Origin of the sequence: Streptomyces sp. AC512_CC834 (assembly GCF_019049325.1) — a bacterium.
GTDB lineage: Bacteria > Actinomycetota > Actinomycetes > Streptomycetales > Streptomycetaceae > Streptomyces.
Map to the genome: position 1 here is coordinate 117,745 of NZ_JAGMUO010000011.1, position 15,186 is coordinate 132,930.

Annotated in this window: 18 protein-coding genes and 5 tRNA genes; 5 read left to right on the forward strand and 18 right to left on the reverse strand. The window is 69.9% G+C overall.

What is annotated here, in order from left to right:
* The first annotated feature begins 201 nt into the window (after window positions 1-201).
* The gene (locus tag KUM40_RS02355) at window positions 202-435 is read left to right on the forward strand and encodes an Lrp/AsnC family transcriptional regulator (protein ID WP_019328745.1); all 234 of its coding nucleotides are present in this window, start codon (window positions 202-204) and stop codon (window positions 433-435) included.
* 257 nt (window positions 436-692) lie between these two features.
* On the opposite strand, the gene KUM40_RS02360 is transcribed toward KUM40_RS02355, so the two are convergent.
* From KUM40_RS02360 to KUM40_RS02370, 3 genes are all read right to left on the reverse strand, one after another.
* A complete protein-coding gene (locus KUM40_RS02360; protein WP_217162256.1) occupies window positions 693-1,862 on the reverse strand; it encodes a D-alanine--D-alanine ligase family protein in 1,170 nt (389 codons plus the stop codon).
* Between the two features lie 163 nt (window positions 1,863-2,025).
* Window positions 2,026-3,036, reverse strand: a complete 1,011-nt coding sequence (locus KUM40_RS02365) for an NAD(P)H-dependent glycerol-3-phosphate dehydrogenase (RefSeq protein ID WP_217162261.1) — start codon at window positions 3,034-3,036, stop codon at window positions 2,026-2,028.
* Window positions 3,033-3,878 (reverse strand): 1-acyl-sn-glycerol-3-phosphate acyltransferase, encoded by an 846-nt coding sequence (locus KUM40_RS02370; protein ID WP_217162263.1) that lies wholly within the window; start codon window positions 3,876-3,878, stop codon window positions 3,033-3,035. Before KUM40_RS02370 ends, KUM40_RS02365 begins: the two co-directional genes overlap by 4 nt.
* Window positions 3,879-4,021: 143 nt before the next feature.
* Between KUM40_RS02370 and cofC the strand changes: the two genes are divergently transcribed.
* Together cofC and KUM40_RS02380 are read left to right on the forward strand one after the other, a co-directional pair.
* Window positions 4,022-4,660 (forward strand): 2-phospho-L-lactate guanylyltransferase, encoded by a 639-nt coding sequence (gene cofC / locus KUM40_RS02375; protein ID WP_217162265.1) that lies wholly within the window; start codon window positions 4,022-4,024, stop codon window positions 4,658-4,660.
* Between the two features lie 10 nt (window positions 4,661-4,670).
* A complete protein-coding gene (locus tag KUM40_RS02380) occupies window positions 4,671-4,886 on the forward strand; it encodes a hypothetical protein (RefSeq protein ID WP_217162266.1) in 216 nt (71 codons plus the stop codon).
* 156 nt (window positions 4,887-5,042) lie between these two features.
* Here the strand turns inward: KUM40_RS02380 and KUM40_RS02385 are convergent, their stop codons facing one another.
* From KUM40_RS02385 to leuC, 4 genes are all read right to left on the reverse strand, one after another.
* On the reverse strand, window positions 5,043-5,693 hold the full coding sequence (locus tag KUM40_RS02385) for an HU family DNA-binding protein (protein ID WP_217162269.1): 651 nt from the start codon (window positions 5,691-5,693) through the stop codon (window positions 5,043-5,045).
* A gap of 138 nt (window positions 5,694-5,831) precedes the next feature.
* Entirely contained in the window at window positions 5,832-6,062 is a 231-nt protein-coding gene (locus tag KUM40_RS02390) for a hypothetical protein (protein ID WP_030188537.1), read from the reverse strand.
* A 275-nt stretch (window positions 6,063-6,337) separates the two neighbouring features.
* Complete coding sequence (gene leuD, locus KUM40_RS02395) at window positions 6,338-6,931, reverse strand: 3-isopropylmalate dehydratase small subunit (protein WP_217162271.1); 594 nt, start codon at window positions 6,929-6,931, stop codon at window positions 6,338-6,340.
* A 5-nt stretch (window positions 6,932-6,936) separates the two neighbouring features.
* Window positions 6,937-8,367 carry a 3-isopropylmalate dehydratase large subunit gene (gene leuC / locus KUM40_RS02400; RefSeq protein ID WP_217162273.1) on the reverse strand — a complete coding sequence of 477 codons (1,431 nt, stop codon included), beginning with the start codon at window positions 8,365-8,367 and terminating at the stop codon, window positions 6,937-6,939.
* 197 nt (window positions 8,368-8,564) lie between these two features.
* On the opposite strand from leuC, the gene ndgR reads away from it, so the two are divergent.
* Window positions 8,565-9,281 (forward strand): IclR family transcriptional regulator NdgR, encoded by a 717-nt coding sequence (ndgR, locus tag KUM40_RS02405; RefSeq protein WP_217162275.1) that lies wholly within the window; start codon window positions 8,565-8,567, stop codon window positions 9,279-9,281.
* A gap of 78 nt (window positions 9,282-9,359) precedes the next feature.
* Here the strand turns inward: ndgR and KUM40_RS02410 are convergent, their stop codons facing one another.
* The 7 genes from KUM40_RS02410 to KUM40_RS02440 form a co-directional block, all read right to left on the reverse strand.
* Window positions 9,360-9,899, reverse strand: a complete 540-nt coding sequence (locus KUM40_RS02410; RefSeq protein WP_217162277.1) for a DUF4188 domain-containing protein — start codon at window positions 9,897-9,899, stop codon at window positions 9,360-9,362.
* 131 nt (window positions 9,900-10,030) lie between these two features.
* Window positions 10,031-10,103: transfer RNA gene (locus KUM40_RS02415), tRNA-Glu, on the reverse strand.
* 44 nt (window positions 10,104-10,147) lie between these two features.
* A tRNA-Gln gene (locus KUM40_RS02420) sits at window positions 10,148-10,219 on the reverse strand.
* Window positions 10,220-10,239: 20 nt separating this feature from the next.
* Window positions 10,240-10,312, reverse strand: a tRNA-Glu gene (locus KUM40_RS02425).
* Between the two features lie 87 nt (window positions 10,313-10,399).
* Window positions 10,400-10,472: transfer RNA gene (locus KUM40_RS02430), tRNA-Glu, on the reverse strand.
* A 40-nt stretch (window positions 10,473-10,512) separates the two neighbouring features.
* Window positions 10,513-10,584: transfer RNA gene (locus tag KUM40_RS02435), tRNA-Gln, on the reverse strand.
* A 92-nt stretch (window positions 10,585-10,676) separates the two neighbouring features.
* The gene (locus KUM40_RS02440) at window positions 10,677-11,411 is read right to left on the reverse strand and encodes an HAD family hydrolase (protein WP_217162279.1); all 735 of its coding nucleotides are present in this window, start codon (window positions 11,409-11,411) and stop codon (window positions 10,677-10,679) included.
* A 107-nt stretch (window positions 11,412-11,518) separates the two neighbouring features.
* Here KUM40_RS02440 and KUM40_RS02445 point away from each other — a divergent pair, with 107 nt between their 5' ends.
* Window positions 11,519-11,803: a hypothetical protein gene (locus KUM40_RS02445; protein ID WP_217162281.1), complete on the forward strand. Its 285-nt coding sequence runs from the start codon at window positions 11,519-11,521 to the stop codon at window positions 11,801-11,803.
* Window positions 11,804-11,822: 19 nt separating this feature from the next.
* On the opposite strand, the gene KUM40_RS02450 is transcribed toward KUM40_RS02445, so the two are convergent.
* The 4 genes from KUM40_RS02450 to KUM40_RS02465 form a co-directional block, all read right to left on the reverse strand.
* Window positions 11,823-12,218 carry a RidA family protein gene (locus KUM40_RS02450; RefSeq protein ID WP_217162282.1) on the reverse strand — a complete coding sequence of 132 codons (396 nt, stop codon included), beginning with the start codon at window positions 12,216-12,218 and terminating at the stop codon, window positions 11,823-11,825.
* 143 nt (window positions 12,219-12,361) lie between these two features.
* Window positions 12,362-13,846 (reverse strand): glutamate--tRNA ligase, encoded by a 1,485-nt coding sequence (gltX, locus tag KUM40_RS02455; protein ID WP_217162284.1) that lies wholly within the window; start codon window positions 13,844-13,846, stop codon window positions 12,362-12,364.
* A complete protein-coding gene (locus KUM40_RS02460; RefSeq protein ID WP_217162286.1) occupies window positions 13,839-14,615 on the reverse strand; it encodes a fumarylacetoacetate hydrolase family protein in 777 nt (258 codons plus the stop codon). Before KUM40_RS02460 ends, gltX begins: the two co-directional genes overlap by 8 nt.
* A 101-nt stretch (window positions 14,616-14,716) precedes the next feature.
* Window positions 14,717-14,905 carry a hypothetical protein gene (locus tag KUM40_RS02465; RefSeq protein ID WP_217162484.1) on the reverse strand — a complete coding sequence of 63 codons (189 nt, stop codon included), beginning with the start codon at window positions 14,903-14,905 and terminating at the stop codon, window positions 14,717-14,719.
* Window positions 14,906-15,186: the final 281 nt, after the last annotated feature.

Genomic DNA, 15,186 nt, shown 5'->3' on the forward strand with positions numbered 1-15,186 from the left:
CCGTGCCCGGTCGCGCGTCATCTCTGTCCTCGTTACGGTCGAAATGACCGTCGTCACGGTCGGCGTGATCGTCAACTCGTGTCATTCCGGCACCCCGGCGCGCAAGGCCCGAGGCCCGCGGGTCTCCCCGCGGAGAGCGGCTACGCGATACCGTGGCGTTCCTTTTCCCCACATGATCCTCGTGGCCGCTCTGGAGGTTCCGTGGTACAGGCGTACATCCTGATCCAGACGGAGGTCGGCAAGGCGTCGACCGTCGCCGAGACGATCAGCAAGATCCCTGGAGTGATCCAGGCCGAGGACGTGACAGGACCTTACGACGTCATCGTCCGCGCCCAGTCCGACACCGTCGACGAACTGGGTCGCATGGTGGTCGCCAAAGTCCAGCAAGTGGACGGCATCACCCGTACTCTGACCTGTCCGGTCGTCCATCTCTAGCCCCCTCTCCGCCCGCTCGCTCCCGCACCGGTTGATCGTCGCCGCAGGCTGCTCCTCAGCAGACGACAGCGAGTCGGCGGCGGTTCCCGGCCCCGGGCCGGGATCGCCATGCTGTGGCGTAACCCTGACAACCGGACAACCGGACCAGGCGCTGCCGCCTGCGGGCAGCGGGCAACGGACCGGGAAAACCCGCTGATCATACTGCGAGAAGGCGATCCCCGAGGGGATCGCCTTCTCGTTCGTGCGCGGGGGACGTCTCAGCGCAGTCCCGTGGGCCGCCGCAGCGCCGCCCGGACCAGCCGGTCCACCAGTTCCGGATAGCTCACGCCGCTCGCCTGCCACATCTGCGGGTACATGGAGATCGGTGTGAAGCCGGGCATGGTGTTGATCTCGTTGATGACGAACTCGTCGTCCTCGGTGAGGAAGAAGTCCGCGCGCACCAGCCCCTCGCAGGAGGCCGCGTCGAAGGCCGCCACGGCGAGCCGCTGGACCTCGGCGGTCTCCTCGGCCGTGAGCGGGGCCGGCACGACGCCGGGGGTGGAGTCGATGTACTTGGCCTCGAAGTCGTAGTACGCGTGCTCCGTGGGCGGCGGGATCTCGGCGGGGACGGAGGCACGGGGGCCGTCCTCGAACTCCAGCACCCCGCATTCGATCTCCCGGCCCCGCAGCGCCGCCTCGATGAGGATCTTCGGGTCGTGGCGGCGGGCCTCCTCGATCGCCTCGTCGAGGCCGGAGAGGTCGTCGACCTTGGTGATGCCGATCGAGGAACCCGCGCGCGCGGGCTTCACGAACAGCGGCCAGCCGTGCTCGCCGGCGAAGTCGACGATCTTCCTGCGGGCGCCGGGGCGGTCCTGTTCCCACTCGCGGGGCCGGATCACCACGTACGGGCCGACCTTCAGCCCGTAGGAGGTGAAGACCGCCTTCATGTACTCCTTGTCCTGGCCGACGGCCGAGGCGAGCACGCCCGCGCCGACGTAGGGCACACCGGACAGCTCCAGCAGCCCCTGGAGGGTGCCGTCCTCGCCGTACGGGCCGTGCAGCACGGGGAAGACGACGTCGACCTCGCCCAGCGCCTTGGGCACCGAGCCGGGTTCGCTGTAGACGACTTCACGGTTCGCGGGGTCGACGGGCAGCAGCACGCCGCCCTCGGTCGACTCGGCGAGTTCCTCGACGTCGGGCGTACGGCGCTCGGTGATCGCCATGCGTTCCGGTTCGTCGGCGGTGAGGGCCCAGCGGCCGTCTCTGGTGATGCCGATCGGCAGGACGTCGTACCGCGTCCGGTCGATGGCCGCGAGGACGGCGCCGGCGGTGACCACGGAGATCCCGTGTTCGGAGCTGCGCCCGCCGAACACGACGGCCACACGCGGTTTCCGAGGCGGCCGCTCCGGGCTGCGCTCAGGGCTCTGGGGGAGGTTCTCGGTGCTCATATCGCGTTGAGGGTACCCGCCCGTGCGGCCCCGAGACAGCGTCGGCGGGGCCGCGTGGCGCGGGGTGGAGCCGCAGGTTCCGTCCGGCGTCGCCGGGCGTCGCCCAGCGTGGCCCGGCATCGCTCGGCGTCGTTCGGCATCGCTCGGCGTCGTTCGGGATCGCTCAGCGTCGTTCGGGCTTCGCGCTGCGCGACATCAGCTCCTTCACGGCGACCACCGGGGACTTGCTCTCGTGGACGATGGCGACGACCGTCTCGGTGATCGGCATGTCGACGCCGTGCCTGCGGGCCAGATCCAGCACCGACTCGCAGGACTTGACGCCCTCGGCGGTCTGCTTGGTGACCGCGATGGTCTCCTCGAGGGTCATGCCCTTGCCGAGGTTGGTGCCGAAGGTGTGGTTGCGCGACAGCGGCGAGGAGCAGGTCGCCACCAGGTCGCCCAGACCGGCCAGTCCGGAGAACGTCAGCGGGTCGGCGCCGAGTGCGACCCCGAGGCGGGTGGTCTCGGCGAGGCCGCGGGTGATGAGGGAGCCCTTGGCGTTGTCGCCGAGGCCCATGCCGTCCGCGATGCCGACGGCGAGACCGATCACGTTCTTCACGGCGCCGCCCAGCTCGCAGCCGACGACGTCGGTGTTGGTGTAGGGGCGGAAGTACGGGGTGTGGCAGGCGGTCTGGAGGCGCTGGGCGACGGATTCGTCGGGGCAGGCGACCACGGCGGCGGCCGGCATGCGGGCGGCGATCTCACGGGCCAGGTTGGGCCCGGTGACCACGGCGATGCGCTCGGCGCCGACCTTGGCGACGTCCCCGATCACCTCGCTCATCCGCATCGCGGAGCCGAGTTCGACGCCCTTCATCAGCGACACCAGGACCGTGCCGGGCGCCAGGAGCGGCGCCCAGTCGGCGAGGCCCGCGCGCAGCGTCTGGGACGGGACGGCGAGGACGGTGAAGTCGGCGTCGCGTGCGGCCTCGGCGGCGTCGGTGGTGGCCCGCAGGTTCTCGGGGAGTTCCACGCCGGGCAGGTAGTCCGGGTTGGTGCGGGTGGAGTTGACGGCGTCGGCGAGTGCGGCGCGGCGCCCCCATAGGGTGACGTCGCACCCCGCGTCGGCGAGGACCGTGCCGAAGGCGGTGCCCCAGGATCCGGTGCCGAAGACGGCCGCCTTGACCGGCTTGCTCACGTGCTCTGCCCTTCTGCCTGCGGTCCCTGCGTCCGTGTCCTCGTCGACCGCGGCTGCGTCGGGCGTGGCTGTGACTGCCTCGGCTGTGGTGACTGCCTCGGCTGTGACTGCGTCTGCGTCCGGCGCCGCTGCTCGATCCGCTCGCGGCGCGGGTCGTAGGGGGTTTCGGGCGCCTTCTCGCCGCGGATCTCCTCCAGGTGGCGGGTGACGGCGGCCATGATGACCTCGGTCGCCTCCTTCAGCAGCTCCGCGGTCATCTCCTTGTCGTAGAACCGCGCCAGGTCGACCGGCGGGCCGGCCAGCACCTGGTGGGTCTTGCGCGGCAGGAGGCTGGGCTTCTTGGCGTAGGGCGGCAGGAGTTCGTTGCAGCCCCACTGCGCGACCGGGATCACCGGGCACCTGGTCTGAAGGGCGACGCGCGCGGCACCGGTCTTGGCGGTCATCGGCCAGCCGTCGGGGTCGCGGGTGAGGGTGCCCTCGGGATAGAAGGCGACGCACTCGCCGCGCTCCACGGCGTCGATCGCGGCCCGGAAGGCGCTCAGCGCGTCCGTGCTCTCGCGGTAGACGGGGATCTGTCCGGTGCCCCGCATCGCGGCGCCGACGAAGCCCTTCCGGAAAAGGGCGCTCTTCGCCAGGAATCGCGGGACGCGCCCGGTGTTGTACTGGTAGTGCGCGTACGCGAAGGGGTCGACGTGCGAATTGTGGTTCACGGCGGTGATAAATCCGCCCTCGGCCGGAATGTTCTCCATTCCCCGCCAGTCCCGCTTGATCAGAACCACCAGCGGCGGTTTGCAGATCACCGCGGCCAGGCGGTACCAGAAGCCGATTCTGCGGCGGGGCACGCTGACACCTTTCCTCCAGGGCCTGGGGCCGCACAAGTGTCGCCCCGGGCCGCCCGTCTGTCGAGAACACCGTACGCCCCGAAGAGTGAACCGCCAGGTCCCCCGGGTGACAATGACGGCGACGAGATAAGGACGGAACGCTCGTGCAGTGGACCTTGGTCGTACCCGTGAAGCCCCTTGCCCGGGCCAAGAGCAGGCTGTCGGACACCGCGGACGACGGGGTGCGGCCGGGGCTCGCGCTGGCGTTCGCACTGGACACCGTGGCGGCGGCGCTGGCCTGCCGGGAGGTCGCCGATGTGGCAGTCGTCACGGACGACGCACGGGCCGGACGGGAACTCGCGGCGCTCGGTGCGGGCGTGGTCGCGGACGAGCCCGGCGGCGGCCTGAACGCCGCGCTGGCGCACGGGGCGGCCGTGGTACGGGCGGCGCGGCCCGAAAGTGCGGTGGCCGCGCTCAACGCCGATCTTCCCGCACTCCGGCCCGCCGAATTGGCGCGGGTGCTGGCGGCGGCCACGCAATTCCGGCGCGCTTTTCTCCCGGACGCGGCCGGAATCGGCACCACCTTGCTGGCCGCGGCGCCGGGCTGTGAATTGGCCCCCGCTTTCGGCCCGGATTCGCGGGCCCACCACCGCGCCTCCGGCGCGGTGGAACTACGCCTCGGCGCGGTGGATTCCGTACGGCAGGACGTCGACACCGGCGATGATCTTCGCACCGCGCTGACGCTCGGGGTGGGGCCCCGTACGGCCGCGGTGACGGCGCGGCTGCTGATCGCCGGGCAGTAGGCTGCCCGGCATGCAGGCGACCGCGTACACGTACGACCCCGAAAGCCGCAGCGGGCAGGTGCTGCTCGACGACGGCACGCCCTTGCCCTTCGACGCGGCGGCGTTCGACGCGGGGGGCCTGCGGCTGCTGCGGCCCGGGCAGCGGGTGCGGATCGAGACCGAGGGCGCGGACACGAACTCGGACACGGGCCGCCGGATCACGCTGGTGACACTGCAGACGCTCTGATCGGCGGGGGCTTCCCGCCGGACCCCGGACACGCCGCGGGCCGGACTCCGAGAGGGAGTCCGGCCCGGCGCGTGAGTGCCCCTGTGCCTGTTCGCCTGCTGCTGCCTGCCAGTGCCTGCCAGTGCCTGCTACTACTTGCTACTGGCTACTGGCCTGCTACTTCTTGCGGGCGGTGGCCTTCTTGGCGGTGGTCTTGCGGGCGGTCGACTTCTTGGCCGGGGCCTTCTTGGCGGTCGCCTTCTTCGCGGGGGCCTTCTTGGCCGCGGTCTTCTTCGCCGCAGCCGTGGTGCTCTTGGCCGCGGACTTCTTGGCGGTGGTCTTCTTCGCCGTCGTCTTGGCGGCGCCGGTGGTCTTCTTGGCGGTCGCCTTCTTCGCCGACGCCTTCTTGGCCGCGCCCGTGGCCTTCTTCGCGGCGCCGGTGGCCTTCTTGGCGGCGGCCTTCTTGCCCGCGGCCTTGGAGATCGTGGCCGACGGGCCGGACAGGCTGCCCTTGGGGGCCTTCTTGACCGCGATGTCGTTCTTCGGGAGCTTCTTCGAGCCGCTCACCAGGTCCTTGAAGCCCTGGCCCGCGCGGAAGCGCGGCACGGAGGTCTTCTTGACCCGAACCCGCTCTCCCGTCTGGGGGTTGCGGGCGTAGCGGGCCGGACGGTCGACCTTCTCGAAGGAACCGAATCCGGTGACCGAGACCCGGTCGCCCGAGACCACGGCACGGACGAGGGCGTCCAGGACCGCGTCGACAGCGTCGGCGGCCTGCTGCCTGCCGCCCACCTTGTCGGCAATCGCTTCTACGAGCTGCGCCTTGTTCACGTCTTCCCCTTCGGAGACATCGCCAGAACGAATGTGTTCAAGCTTTTTCGCACGTTAGGCAGATATATACCGCAAATCAAACACGAAACGGGCTAATCACCCTTGTGCCGCAACGAACTCGGGCTGTCCCGGGCCTGTTCAGCCGTCCTCTTCGGGGAATCGACCCGCGTCGAGGTCGGCGGTGAACCGATCCAGACGCCTTGCCGCACCGGCGAGATCGTGTTTGGCCGCGGCCGTAATGACCAGCAGCTTCCGGGTCAGCGCCATCCGTACGCCCTCCGGGACTTGCAGTGCGCGCACTCTTGTGTGCGCTTCCTTGAGCCGGACCGCGACCGCCGTATAGAGCTCGAGTTGGCCGTCGTGTTCCATGCACAGATTGTGCCATCTGGGGCGAGTTGTCGCCTGCGCAGGGGGCAACTGCCGCCTCAAACGGCCTTCCGGGCACACCCGGAAGGCCAGCCTTCATGAGGTGCGTACCCCGGCAACAACGCCTCTAACGTGGGAAGTTGCGCGCCACATCCGTGACAGGCGCAGGCGGGCGGGACAAAAAACGGCCGTACCCCCGATCGGGCTGATCGGGGGTACGGCGAGGGTGTTGGGTGGCCGAAACTCGACCTTGCGGAGCCTCCTGGAAGTCCCGGGGGTCAGACCTGGACGGTCTGCGGCTTGAACGACGGGCGCTTCGCCTCGTACGCGGCGATGTCCGCCTCGTTCCGCAGGGTGATCGAGATGTCGTCCAGCCCGTTCAGCAGCCGCCAGCGGGAGTTCTCGTCCAGCTCGAAGGAGGCCGTGACGCCCTCGGCGCGGACCTCGCGGGCCTCCAGGTCGACCGTGATCTCGGCCTGCGGGTCCCGCTCCGTGAGCTCCCACAGCGCGTCCACGATCTTCTGCTCCAGGACCACCGTGAGCAGGCCGTTCTTCAGCGAGTTGCCGCGGAAGATGTCGGCGAAGCGGGAGGAGATCACCGTCTTGAAGCCGTAGTTCTGCAGCGCCCAGACGGCGTGCTCGCGCGAGGATCCGGTGCCGAAGTCGGGCCCGGCGACCAGCACCGTGGCGCCCTCGCGCTCGGGCCGGTTGAGCACGAACTCCGGGTCCTTGCGCCAGGCCTCGAACAGCCCGTCCTCGAACCCGTCCCGGGTCACCTTCTTGAGCCAGTGGGCGGGGATGATCTGGTCGGTGTCGACGTTGCCGCGGCGCAGCGGGACGGCCCGGCCGGTGTGCTTGGTGAACGCTTCCATGGCTCTCAGACTCCTGCGGGCGTGCGGACGTCGGCGGCGGACAGGTCGGCCGGGGAGGCCAGGTGGCCCAGGACCGCCGTCGCGGCCGCGACCTGCGGCGACACCAGGTGGGTGCGGCCGCCCTTGCCCTGCCGTCCCTCGAAGTTGCGGTTGGAGGTGGACGCGGAGCGCTCACCGGGGGAGAGCTGGTCCGGGTTCATGCCCAGACACATCGAGCAGCCCGCGTGCCGCCATTCGGCGCCGGCCTCCTTGAAGACCACGTCCAGGCCCTCGGAGACGGCCTGGAGCCCCACCCGCGCGGAGCCCGGCACGACCAGCATGCGTACGCCGTCGGCGACTTTGCGGCTCCGGACGATCTCGGCGGCGGCGCGCAGGTCCTCGATGCGGCCGTTGGTGCAGGAACCTACGAAGACGGTGTCCACGTTGATGGAACGCAGCGGCTGTCCGGCCGCCAACCCCATGTACTCCAGGGCCTTTTCGGCGGCGAAGCGCTCCGAAGCGTCTTCGTACGAAGCCGGGTCGGGGACGGCGGCGGACAGCGGCGCGCCCTGGCCGGGGTTGGTGCCCCAGGTGACGAACGGGGCCAGCTCGGCGGCCTCGATGACCACCTCGGCGTCGAACTCGGCGTCGTCGTCGGTGCGCAGCGTCTTCCAGTACTCCACCGCCGCGTCCCACTCCGCGCCCTCGGGGGCGTGCGGGCGGCCCTGGAGGTAGGCGAAGGTGGTCGCGTCGGGGGCGATCATGCCCGCGCGGGCGCCGGCCTCGATCGACATGTTGCAGATGGTCATCCGGGCCTCCATCGAGAGCTTCTCGACGGCTTCGCCGCGGTACTCCAGGATGTAGCCCTGGCCGCCGCCGGTGCCGATCTTCGCGATGATCGCCAGGATCAGGTCCTTGGCCGTGACGTCGTCGGGCAGTTCGCCGTTGACGGTGATCGCCATGGTCTTCGGGCGGGCCATGGGCAGCGTCTGGGTGGCCAGCACGTGCTCGACCTGGGAGGTGCCGATGCCGAACGCCAGGGCGCCGAAGGCACCGTGCGTGGAGGTGTGCGAGTCGCCGCAGACCACGGTGGTGCCGGGCTGGGTCAGGCCGAGCTGCGGGCCGACGACGTGCACGACGCCCTGCTCGACGTCGCCCAGCGGGTGCAGCCGGACACCGAACTCCGCGCAGTTGCCCCGCAGCGTCTCGAGCTGGGCCCGGGAGACCGGGTCGGCGATGGGCTTGTCGATGTCGAGCGTCGGGGTGTTGTGGTCCTCGGTGGCGATGGTCAGGTCGAGCCGGCGCACCGGACGGCCGCTCTTGCGGAGGCCGTCGAAGGCCTGCGGGCTGGTCACCTCGTGCAGCAGGTGCAGATCGATGAAGAGGAGGTCGGGCTCGCCCTCGGCGCGCCGGACGACATGGTCGTCCCAGACCTTCTCCGCGAGTGTCCTACCCATCGCTTTCCCTCCGGCCGGCGACAGCGCGCCGACCCAACTAGAGATCTTGGGGAAGCGGTGCCCTCACCCCTGTGTTTCCGGGCAACCGCCACCAGGCCCTTTCGTCACGGGCCGTTGTGACTTCGTGCCATCCAGAGTGGCGCGTTCCACGGAAAATTGAACTTGCGTTTCACAGAGTGAGACGGGAGTATCGTTTCATGGACAACAGTAGCGGCGTCGGCGTTCTGGACAAGGCGGCCCTCGTCCTGAGCGCTCTGGAGTCCGGCCCGGCCACCCTCGCGGGGTTGGTCGGTGCGACCGGACTGGCACGACCCACGGCCCACCGCCTGGCCGTGGCGCTGGAACACCACCGTATGGTGGCGCGCGACATGCAGGGCCGCTTCATTCTCGGCCCGCGCCTGGCCGAACTGGCCGCGGCGGCCGGCGAGGACCGCCTGCTCGCCACGGCGGGCCCGGTCCTCACCCACCTGCGCGACATCACGGGCGAGAGCGCTCAGCTCTACCGCCGGCAGGGCGACATGCGCATCTGTGTGGCCGCGGCCGAGCGCCTGTCGGGCCTCAGGGACACGGTCCCGGTCGGCTCCACGCTCACCATGAAGGCCGGCTCCTCGGCGCAGATCCTGATGGCCTGGGAAGAGCCCGAGCGCCTCCACCGCGGCCTTCAGGGCGCCCGTTTCACGGCGACGGCCCTGTCCGGCGTGCGCCGCCGCGGCTGGGCCCAGTCCATCGGCGAGCGCGAGCCCGGCGTCGCGTCCGTCTCCGCGCCGGTGCGCGGACCCTCCAACCGCGTGGTGGCCGCCGTCTCCGTCTCCGGCCCCATCGAGCGCCTCTCGCGCCACCCCGGCCGTATGCACGCGCAGGCGATCATCGACGCCGCCGGCCGCCTCTCCGAGGCACTGCGCCGCACCGGCTGACCATCCAGGACACCTGGACACCGGACACCTGACCGGTAACGGGCCCGCCTCAACGCCGCGGCGGGCCCCGCTCCGTTCTCAGACCCTGTCCGGGGCCTCTTCCCCGGCGGCCGCCTGCTCCTTCGACCGGTACGCGAACCGGTCCCGCGCCCGCATGCCCCGCTGCTCGAGCGGCACCTGTCCGTGCGCCGCCGCGAGGCCGAAGGCGGGCATGTCCGCGTAGATCGACTCGTACGACCCCTCGGGCACGACGTACGACTCGTGCCACAGCCCGACGTGCCCCCGGATCTTCCCCTTCCGTTCCTTCCGGTTGATGATCGCCCAGGCCCGGTGGTGGAACGTGTCGGGCGAGTGCGCGTACCGGTAGAGCTTCTCCTTGGACTCCCAGTACTGGACGACGTAGTACGTCCGCGGTGAGGCCGTCAGCAGGACGTGTCCCAGCAGTCCGCGTTCCGGGTCCTTGGCCAGCTCGCGGAGCATGCGCGGCATCGCCAGGAGGACGGGCAGCCAGTGGTGCACGGCCCAGAAGTGGTTGATCCGCATGCCGATCAGCAGGACGGTCACGTCCCCCTCGGCCGCGGCGGTGGTGCGGGCCGCTGTCGCGGACTTGCCCGGCATGACGCCTCCCCGTGTTGTCGAGCTGCACTGTCCGGATACAGCTCAGATGGTGGCGCCGTCCGTGGGGAGACACAAGGGAGTTGACGCACGAAGGGGCTCCCGCCGAAGCGGGAGCCCCTTCGGGACTCTTGTACCCCCGACCGGATTCGAACCGGCGCTACCGCCTTGAGAGGGCGGCGTGCTAGGCCGCTACACAACGGGGGCGTGGATCTTGCAAGCGTTCAATGTTGCACCGCCGCAGATCCGAGCTGGTCTACCAGGACTCGAACCTAGACTAACTGAACCAGAATCAGTCGTGCTGCCAATTACACCATAGACCAATGTGGTTTAGACCAGTTCGTACCCCCGACCGGATTCGAACCGGCGCTACCGCCTTGAGAGGGCGGCGTGCTAGGCCGCTACACAACGGGGGCCCTAGCGATCCCCACCCGGCGGTAGCCGGATGTTGTCCACGTGTGGACAGCGGGAGCGACCCAAGCTGTCCTCGCGGGAAGGATCTGTACCCCCGACCGGATTCGAACCGGCGCTACCGCCTTGAGAGGGCGGCGTGCTAGGCCGCTACACAACGGGGGCTTTGCGGATGGTGATCCGCGGCGCAGATAAGCTCTGCGAGCTGGCCTACCAGGACTCGAACCTAGACTAACGGAACCAGAAACCGTCGTGCTGCCAATTACACCATAGGCCACTGAAACGCAACCCCCGTTGGAGGTCTTGTCTTAGCGTGCGCCCCCGGATTTCCGACCTTTCGGCCCGCTCTCCGGCGGCGCAGGAAGAACATTACCTGAAGGTGGACGGGGCTCCAAAACGGGTATCGGCGCCGAGGAGCGCGGGAAGTTCGGCGAGAGAGGCGATGCGACGCGGCCCGGCCGGCGGGTCGACGGTCGCGTACACGCCGCCGCGGTCGATCCACACCGAGAGCAGTCCGGCATCCGCGGCTCCGCGTCCGTCGATCTCCGGGTGGTCCCCCACGTAGGCCACCTCGGACGGGGTGAGCGCGAGGGCGTCGCACGCCGCGAGGAAGGCTCCGGCCTCGGGTTTGGAGACGCCCAGCTCGGCGGCGCACAGGATGGCCTCGAAGCGGTCGTGCACACCGAGGACGCGCAGCTTGCGGTCCTGGACGGTGACGCTGGAGTTGGAGAGCACGGCGTGCCGGTGGCTGGCGGCGAGGGCGTCGAGGACGGGCAGGACGTCCGGGAAGAGGGACCAGGCGGCCTCGTAGTGCGTGACGTACCGCTGGAACCAGTCGTCGACCTCGGCGTCCGTCAACTCCGGCCGGCCCAGGAAGACCCGGGTGCGGTCGCGCCGCTGCGTGACGAAGTCCACCTCGCCGGCCGCGAAGCGGGCCCACTGCCGGTCGGTGATCTCCCGCCACCGCACGAGGGCCTCCTCCGCCGATCCGTACCCGGCGAGGAGTCCCTCGGCGACCAGGTGGGCGCGCATGCCCTCACGGTCGGCGGTGGTGTAGTCGAAGAGAGTGTCGTCGACGTCCCAGACCACGGCGCGAATGCTCATGATCCGACGGTACGCCGGGACGGGGTGGGCATGGTGCTCTTCGGCGGTCCGGGCATGCGCGGATGCCGTAGCGTGGGCAGACCGACGAGCGAAAGACCGAGCCCGCCATGACCTCGCGTCGCGTCCAGTTCACCGTCGAGGCCCGTGCGGCCTACGACGACCTGCCCGGCGAGCGCCGGGCCCATCTGGACCGGGCCGTGCGAATACTGGCCCGTGACCCGTTCCGGAAGAACTCGACCGCTCAGCTCGGCCCCGACGAGCACCTGCGCAAGGCTTACGTCGCTCCTGGCGTGATGCTGGAGTACATGGTGGCCGGAGCGGTCATGGTCGTCGTCGTACTGGAGATCTTCGACGAGAGCGCCTATCTCGTCGACGAGGCCGACGCGCAGTGACCCTCACTCGCGGGCGGCATCACTGGGCGGCGAGGCCCTCGATCTCGATGAGCATCCGCGGGTCGGACAGGGCCCGGACCTCGGCCAGCAGGCTGGCGGGGCGGCAGTCCGCGTCGGCCAGTTCGCTCAGCACGGCGTCGTAGTTGGCGGTCACCGTCTCGATGTCGACGGTGAAGATCCTGATCTGGACGAGGTCGCTCAGGGCGAACCCGGCTTTGCGCAGCGTCTCGTCCAGGCGCCGGAACGTCAGCCGGATCTGGCCGCGGATGTCGCCCACGGCTGCGATGCCGCCCTCGTCGTCGCGGGCCTCGTGACCGGCGAGCACGAGCCAGCGTTGCGGCTGTTCGACGACGACCGCCCGGTTGTAGGCCAACCGGTCCCCGAAGAAGCGTGGGTCGATGTCCTTACGGTGCATGCGCCCCAGTCTGCCGGGACGGCCATCTCGACGCCGGGTGTCGTGACCCGGGCGGGGGACGCGGGCGGGGGACGCGGGCGGGACGCGGGTGCGGCGGAGGGGCGGCGGCCTGCGCGGCTGCCGCCCCTCACCCCGGCGGTGCGTTACGCCGCGAGCCTCGCCAGCGCCGCGTCGATGCGGGCCAGCGCCTTCTCCTTGCCCAGGACCTCCAGGGACTCGAAGAGGGGCAGGCCGACCGTGCGGCCGGTGACGGCGACGCGGACGGGGGCCTGGGCCTTGCCGAGCTTGAGGCCGTGGGTCTCGCCGGCGGCCAGGACGGCCTCCTTGAGAGACTCGGAGGACGTCCAGTCGGCGGCGTCCAGCTTTTCCCGGGCCGTGCTCAGGAGAGCGTCCGAGCCCTCCTTCATCGCCTTCGTCCAGCTCGCCTCGTCGAAGACCGGCTCCGGCAGGAACAGGAAGTCGACGTTGTCCGTGATCTCGGAGAGCACCTTCAGGCGGGTCTGCGCGTGCGGCGCGATGGCCTGCCACTTGGCCTCGTCGAAGTCCGCGGGCGCCCAGGGTGCGACGGGGGCCTTCAGCCAGGGACGGCAGCGCTCGGTGAAGTCCTTGACCTCGAGGAGGCGGATGTGATCGCCGTTGATCGCCTCGCACTTCTTCAGGTCGAAGCGCGCCGGGTTGGGGTTGACGTCGGAGACGTCGAAGGCGGCGACCATCTCCTCGATCGTGAAGATGTCCTGGTCGGCGGAGAGCGACCAGCCGAGCAGGGAGAGGTAGTTGAGCAGGCCCTCGGGGAGGAAGCCGCGCTCCCGGTAGAGGTTGAGGCTCGACTGGGGGTCGCGCTTGGACAGCTTCTTGTTGCCCTCGCCCATGACGTAGGGCAGGTGACCGAAGGCGGGGACGTCCTTGGCGACGCCCAGCTCGATCAGCGCCTTGTACAGGGCGATCTGGCGCGGGGTGGAGGAGAGCAGGTCCTCGCCGCGCAGGACGTGGGTGATCTCCATCAGGGCGTCGTCGACCGGGTTGACGAGCGTGTAGAGGGAGGCGCCGTTGGCACGGACGATGCCGTAGTCCGGGACGTTCTCCGGGAGGTAGGTGATCTCGCCGCGGACCAGGTCCGTGAAGGTGAGAGCCTCGTCGGGCATCCGGAAGCGGACGATGGGCTCGCGGCCCTGGGACGTGTACTCCTCGACCTGCGCGGCGCTCAGGTCGCGGCAGTGGCCGTCGTAGCCGGAGGGCTTGCCTGCGGCGCGGGCGGCCTCGCGGCGGGTGTCCAGCTCCTGCTGGGAGCAGTAGCAGCGGTAGGCGCGGCCGGCGTCGAGGAGTTTCCGCGCGACGTCCTGGTAGATGTCCATGCGCTGCGACTGGCGGTACGGCGCGTGCGGGCCGCCGACCTCGGGGCCCTCGTCCCAGTCGAAGCCCAGCCAGCGCATCGAGTCGAGGAGCTGGTCGTACGACTCCTCGGAGTCGCGGGCCGCGTCGGTGTCCTCGATGCGGAAGACCAGCGTGCCCTGGTGGTGCCGGGCGAACGCCCAGTTGAACAGGGCGGTGCGGACCAGGCCCACGTGGGGGTTGCCGGTGGGGGACGGACAGAAACGGACGCGTACGGGGGAGCCGGGTGCGCTAGCCACGCTTGACAACCTTGTTGGTGAGTGTGCCGATGCCTTCGATGGTGACGGCGACCTCGTCGCCGACGCTGAGGGGGCCGACGCCGGCCGGGGTGCCCGTGAGGATCACGTCGCCGGGCAGCAGCGTCATCGCCTCGGAGATGTTGACGATCAGATCCTCGATGGAGTGGATCATCTCGCTGGTGCGGCCGAGCTGGCGCTGGCCGCCGTTGACCGTGAGCTGGATGGTCAGATCGCTCGGGTCCAGGTCGGTCTCCACCCAGGGGCCGAGCGGGCAGGAGGAGTCGAAGCCCTTGGCCCTGGCCCACTGCTTCTCGCGGCGCTGCACGTCGCGGGCGGTGATGTCGTTGGCGCAGGTGTAGCCGAAGATCACGTCCTTGACGCGTTCGCGCGGGACCTCGCGGCACATGCGGCCGATGACGACGGCGAGTTCGGCCTCGTGGTGCAGTTCCTCGGAGAAGGAGGGGTACTGGATGGCGTCGCCGGGGCCGATCACCGAGGTGGACGGCTTGAAGAAGGCGAACGGGGCGTCGGGCACCTCGTTGCCGAGTTCGCGGGCGTGCTCGGCGTAGTTGCGGCCGAAGGCGACGACCTTGTTGGGGAGTACCGGCGGCAGGAGCCGCACCTTGCTCAGGGGCACCTTGGTGCCGGAGAGCTCGTAGTCCGCGAACGGGATGCCCTTGATGATGTCGAGGACGAGCTGGTCCGGCTGGTCGCCCTCGACCGCGCCGAAGGCGACGTTCCCGTCGATGGAGAACCTGGCGATGCGCACGGGTTGCTTGGCCCCTTGACTGAGCTGGCTGGAGTCTGACGCTCCAGGCTAACGCGGCAAGAGGCCCCTGGCCGCTGAACGGTCGGCTGCCCGGTGTCGTACTACTCTGCGGCGGACGCCGCGACCGGAATCTCCATCAGCGTCGTGCGCCGGGGGTTGGCGGTCTGGGCGGGGAGCTCGACGGCGTGCTCCAGTTGTTCCGGCGTCTGCAGGTCGTCGGCGCCCTCGAGGTGCGCCAGCGTCGTGCGTCGCGGGTTGGCGATCTTGTGGAACATCATCGTCGTCTTCACGGTTGTACGAAGCCCTGTCATGTCCGGGCGCCCGAGGGGCTGGTGATACCCCTGCGAGGGCGCGGGTTGTCGGTTTTGCCTTCTCTGTAAAGCGTCAGGCTAAACATGCGATTCCCCGCCAACCCTGGGGGAGCCCACGATCTGGGTGTGAGTTTCCTCACTTATCAAGGGTCAAACCGGTCAATTGCGACGACAACGCCACCCCGACTAAACCGACATTGCACACCTGAAGGCACCATTCCGCTGCTGATCATGGCGACTGGGACACCCTCCACACCTCG

Bases quoted from the DNA above. Each gene is read 5' to 3' on its own strand.
- KUM40_RS02360 (WP_217162256.1), bottom strand. From the start codon at position 1,862: ATGAGCACCGAGAACCTCCCCCAGAGCCCTGAGCGCAGCCCGGAGCGG.
- KUM40_RS02380 (WP_217162266.1), top strand. From the start codon at position 4,671: ATGCAGGCGACCGCGTACACGTACGACCCCGAAAGCCGCAGCGGGCAG.
- KUM40_RS02390 (WP_030188537.1), bottom strand. From the start codon at position 6,062: ATGGAACACGACGGCCAACTCGAGCTCTATACGGCGGTCGCGGTCCGG.
- leuD (WP_217162271.1), bottom strand. From the start codon at position 6,931: ATGGAAGCGTTCACCAAGCACACCGGCCGGGCCGTCCCGCTGCGCCGC.
- leuC (WP_217162273.1), bottom strand. From the start codon at position 8,367: ATGGGTAGGACACTCGCGGAGAAGGTCTGGGACGACCATGTCGTCCGG.
- ndgR (WP_217162275.1), top strand. From the start codon at position 8,565: ATGGACAACAGTAGCGGCGTCGGCGTTCTGGACAAGGCGGCCCTCGTC.
- KUM40_RS02410 (WP_217162277.1), bottom strand. From the start codon at position 9,899: ATGCCGGGCAAGTCCGCGACAGCGGCCCGCACCACCGCCGCGGCCGAG.
- KUM40_RS02440 (WP_217162279.1), bottom strand. From the start codon at position 11,411: ATGAGCATTCGCGCCGTGGTCTGGGACGTCGACGACACTCTCTTCGAC.
- KUM40_RS02445 (WP_217162281.1), top strand. From the start codon at position 11,519: ATGACCTCGCGTCGCGTCCAGTTCACCGTCGAGGCCCGTGCGGCCTAC.
- KUM40_RS02450 (WP_217162282.1), bottom strand. From the start codon at position 12,218: ATGCACCGTAAGGACATCGACCCACGCTTCTTCGGGGACCGGTTGGCC.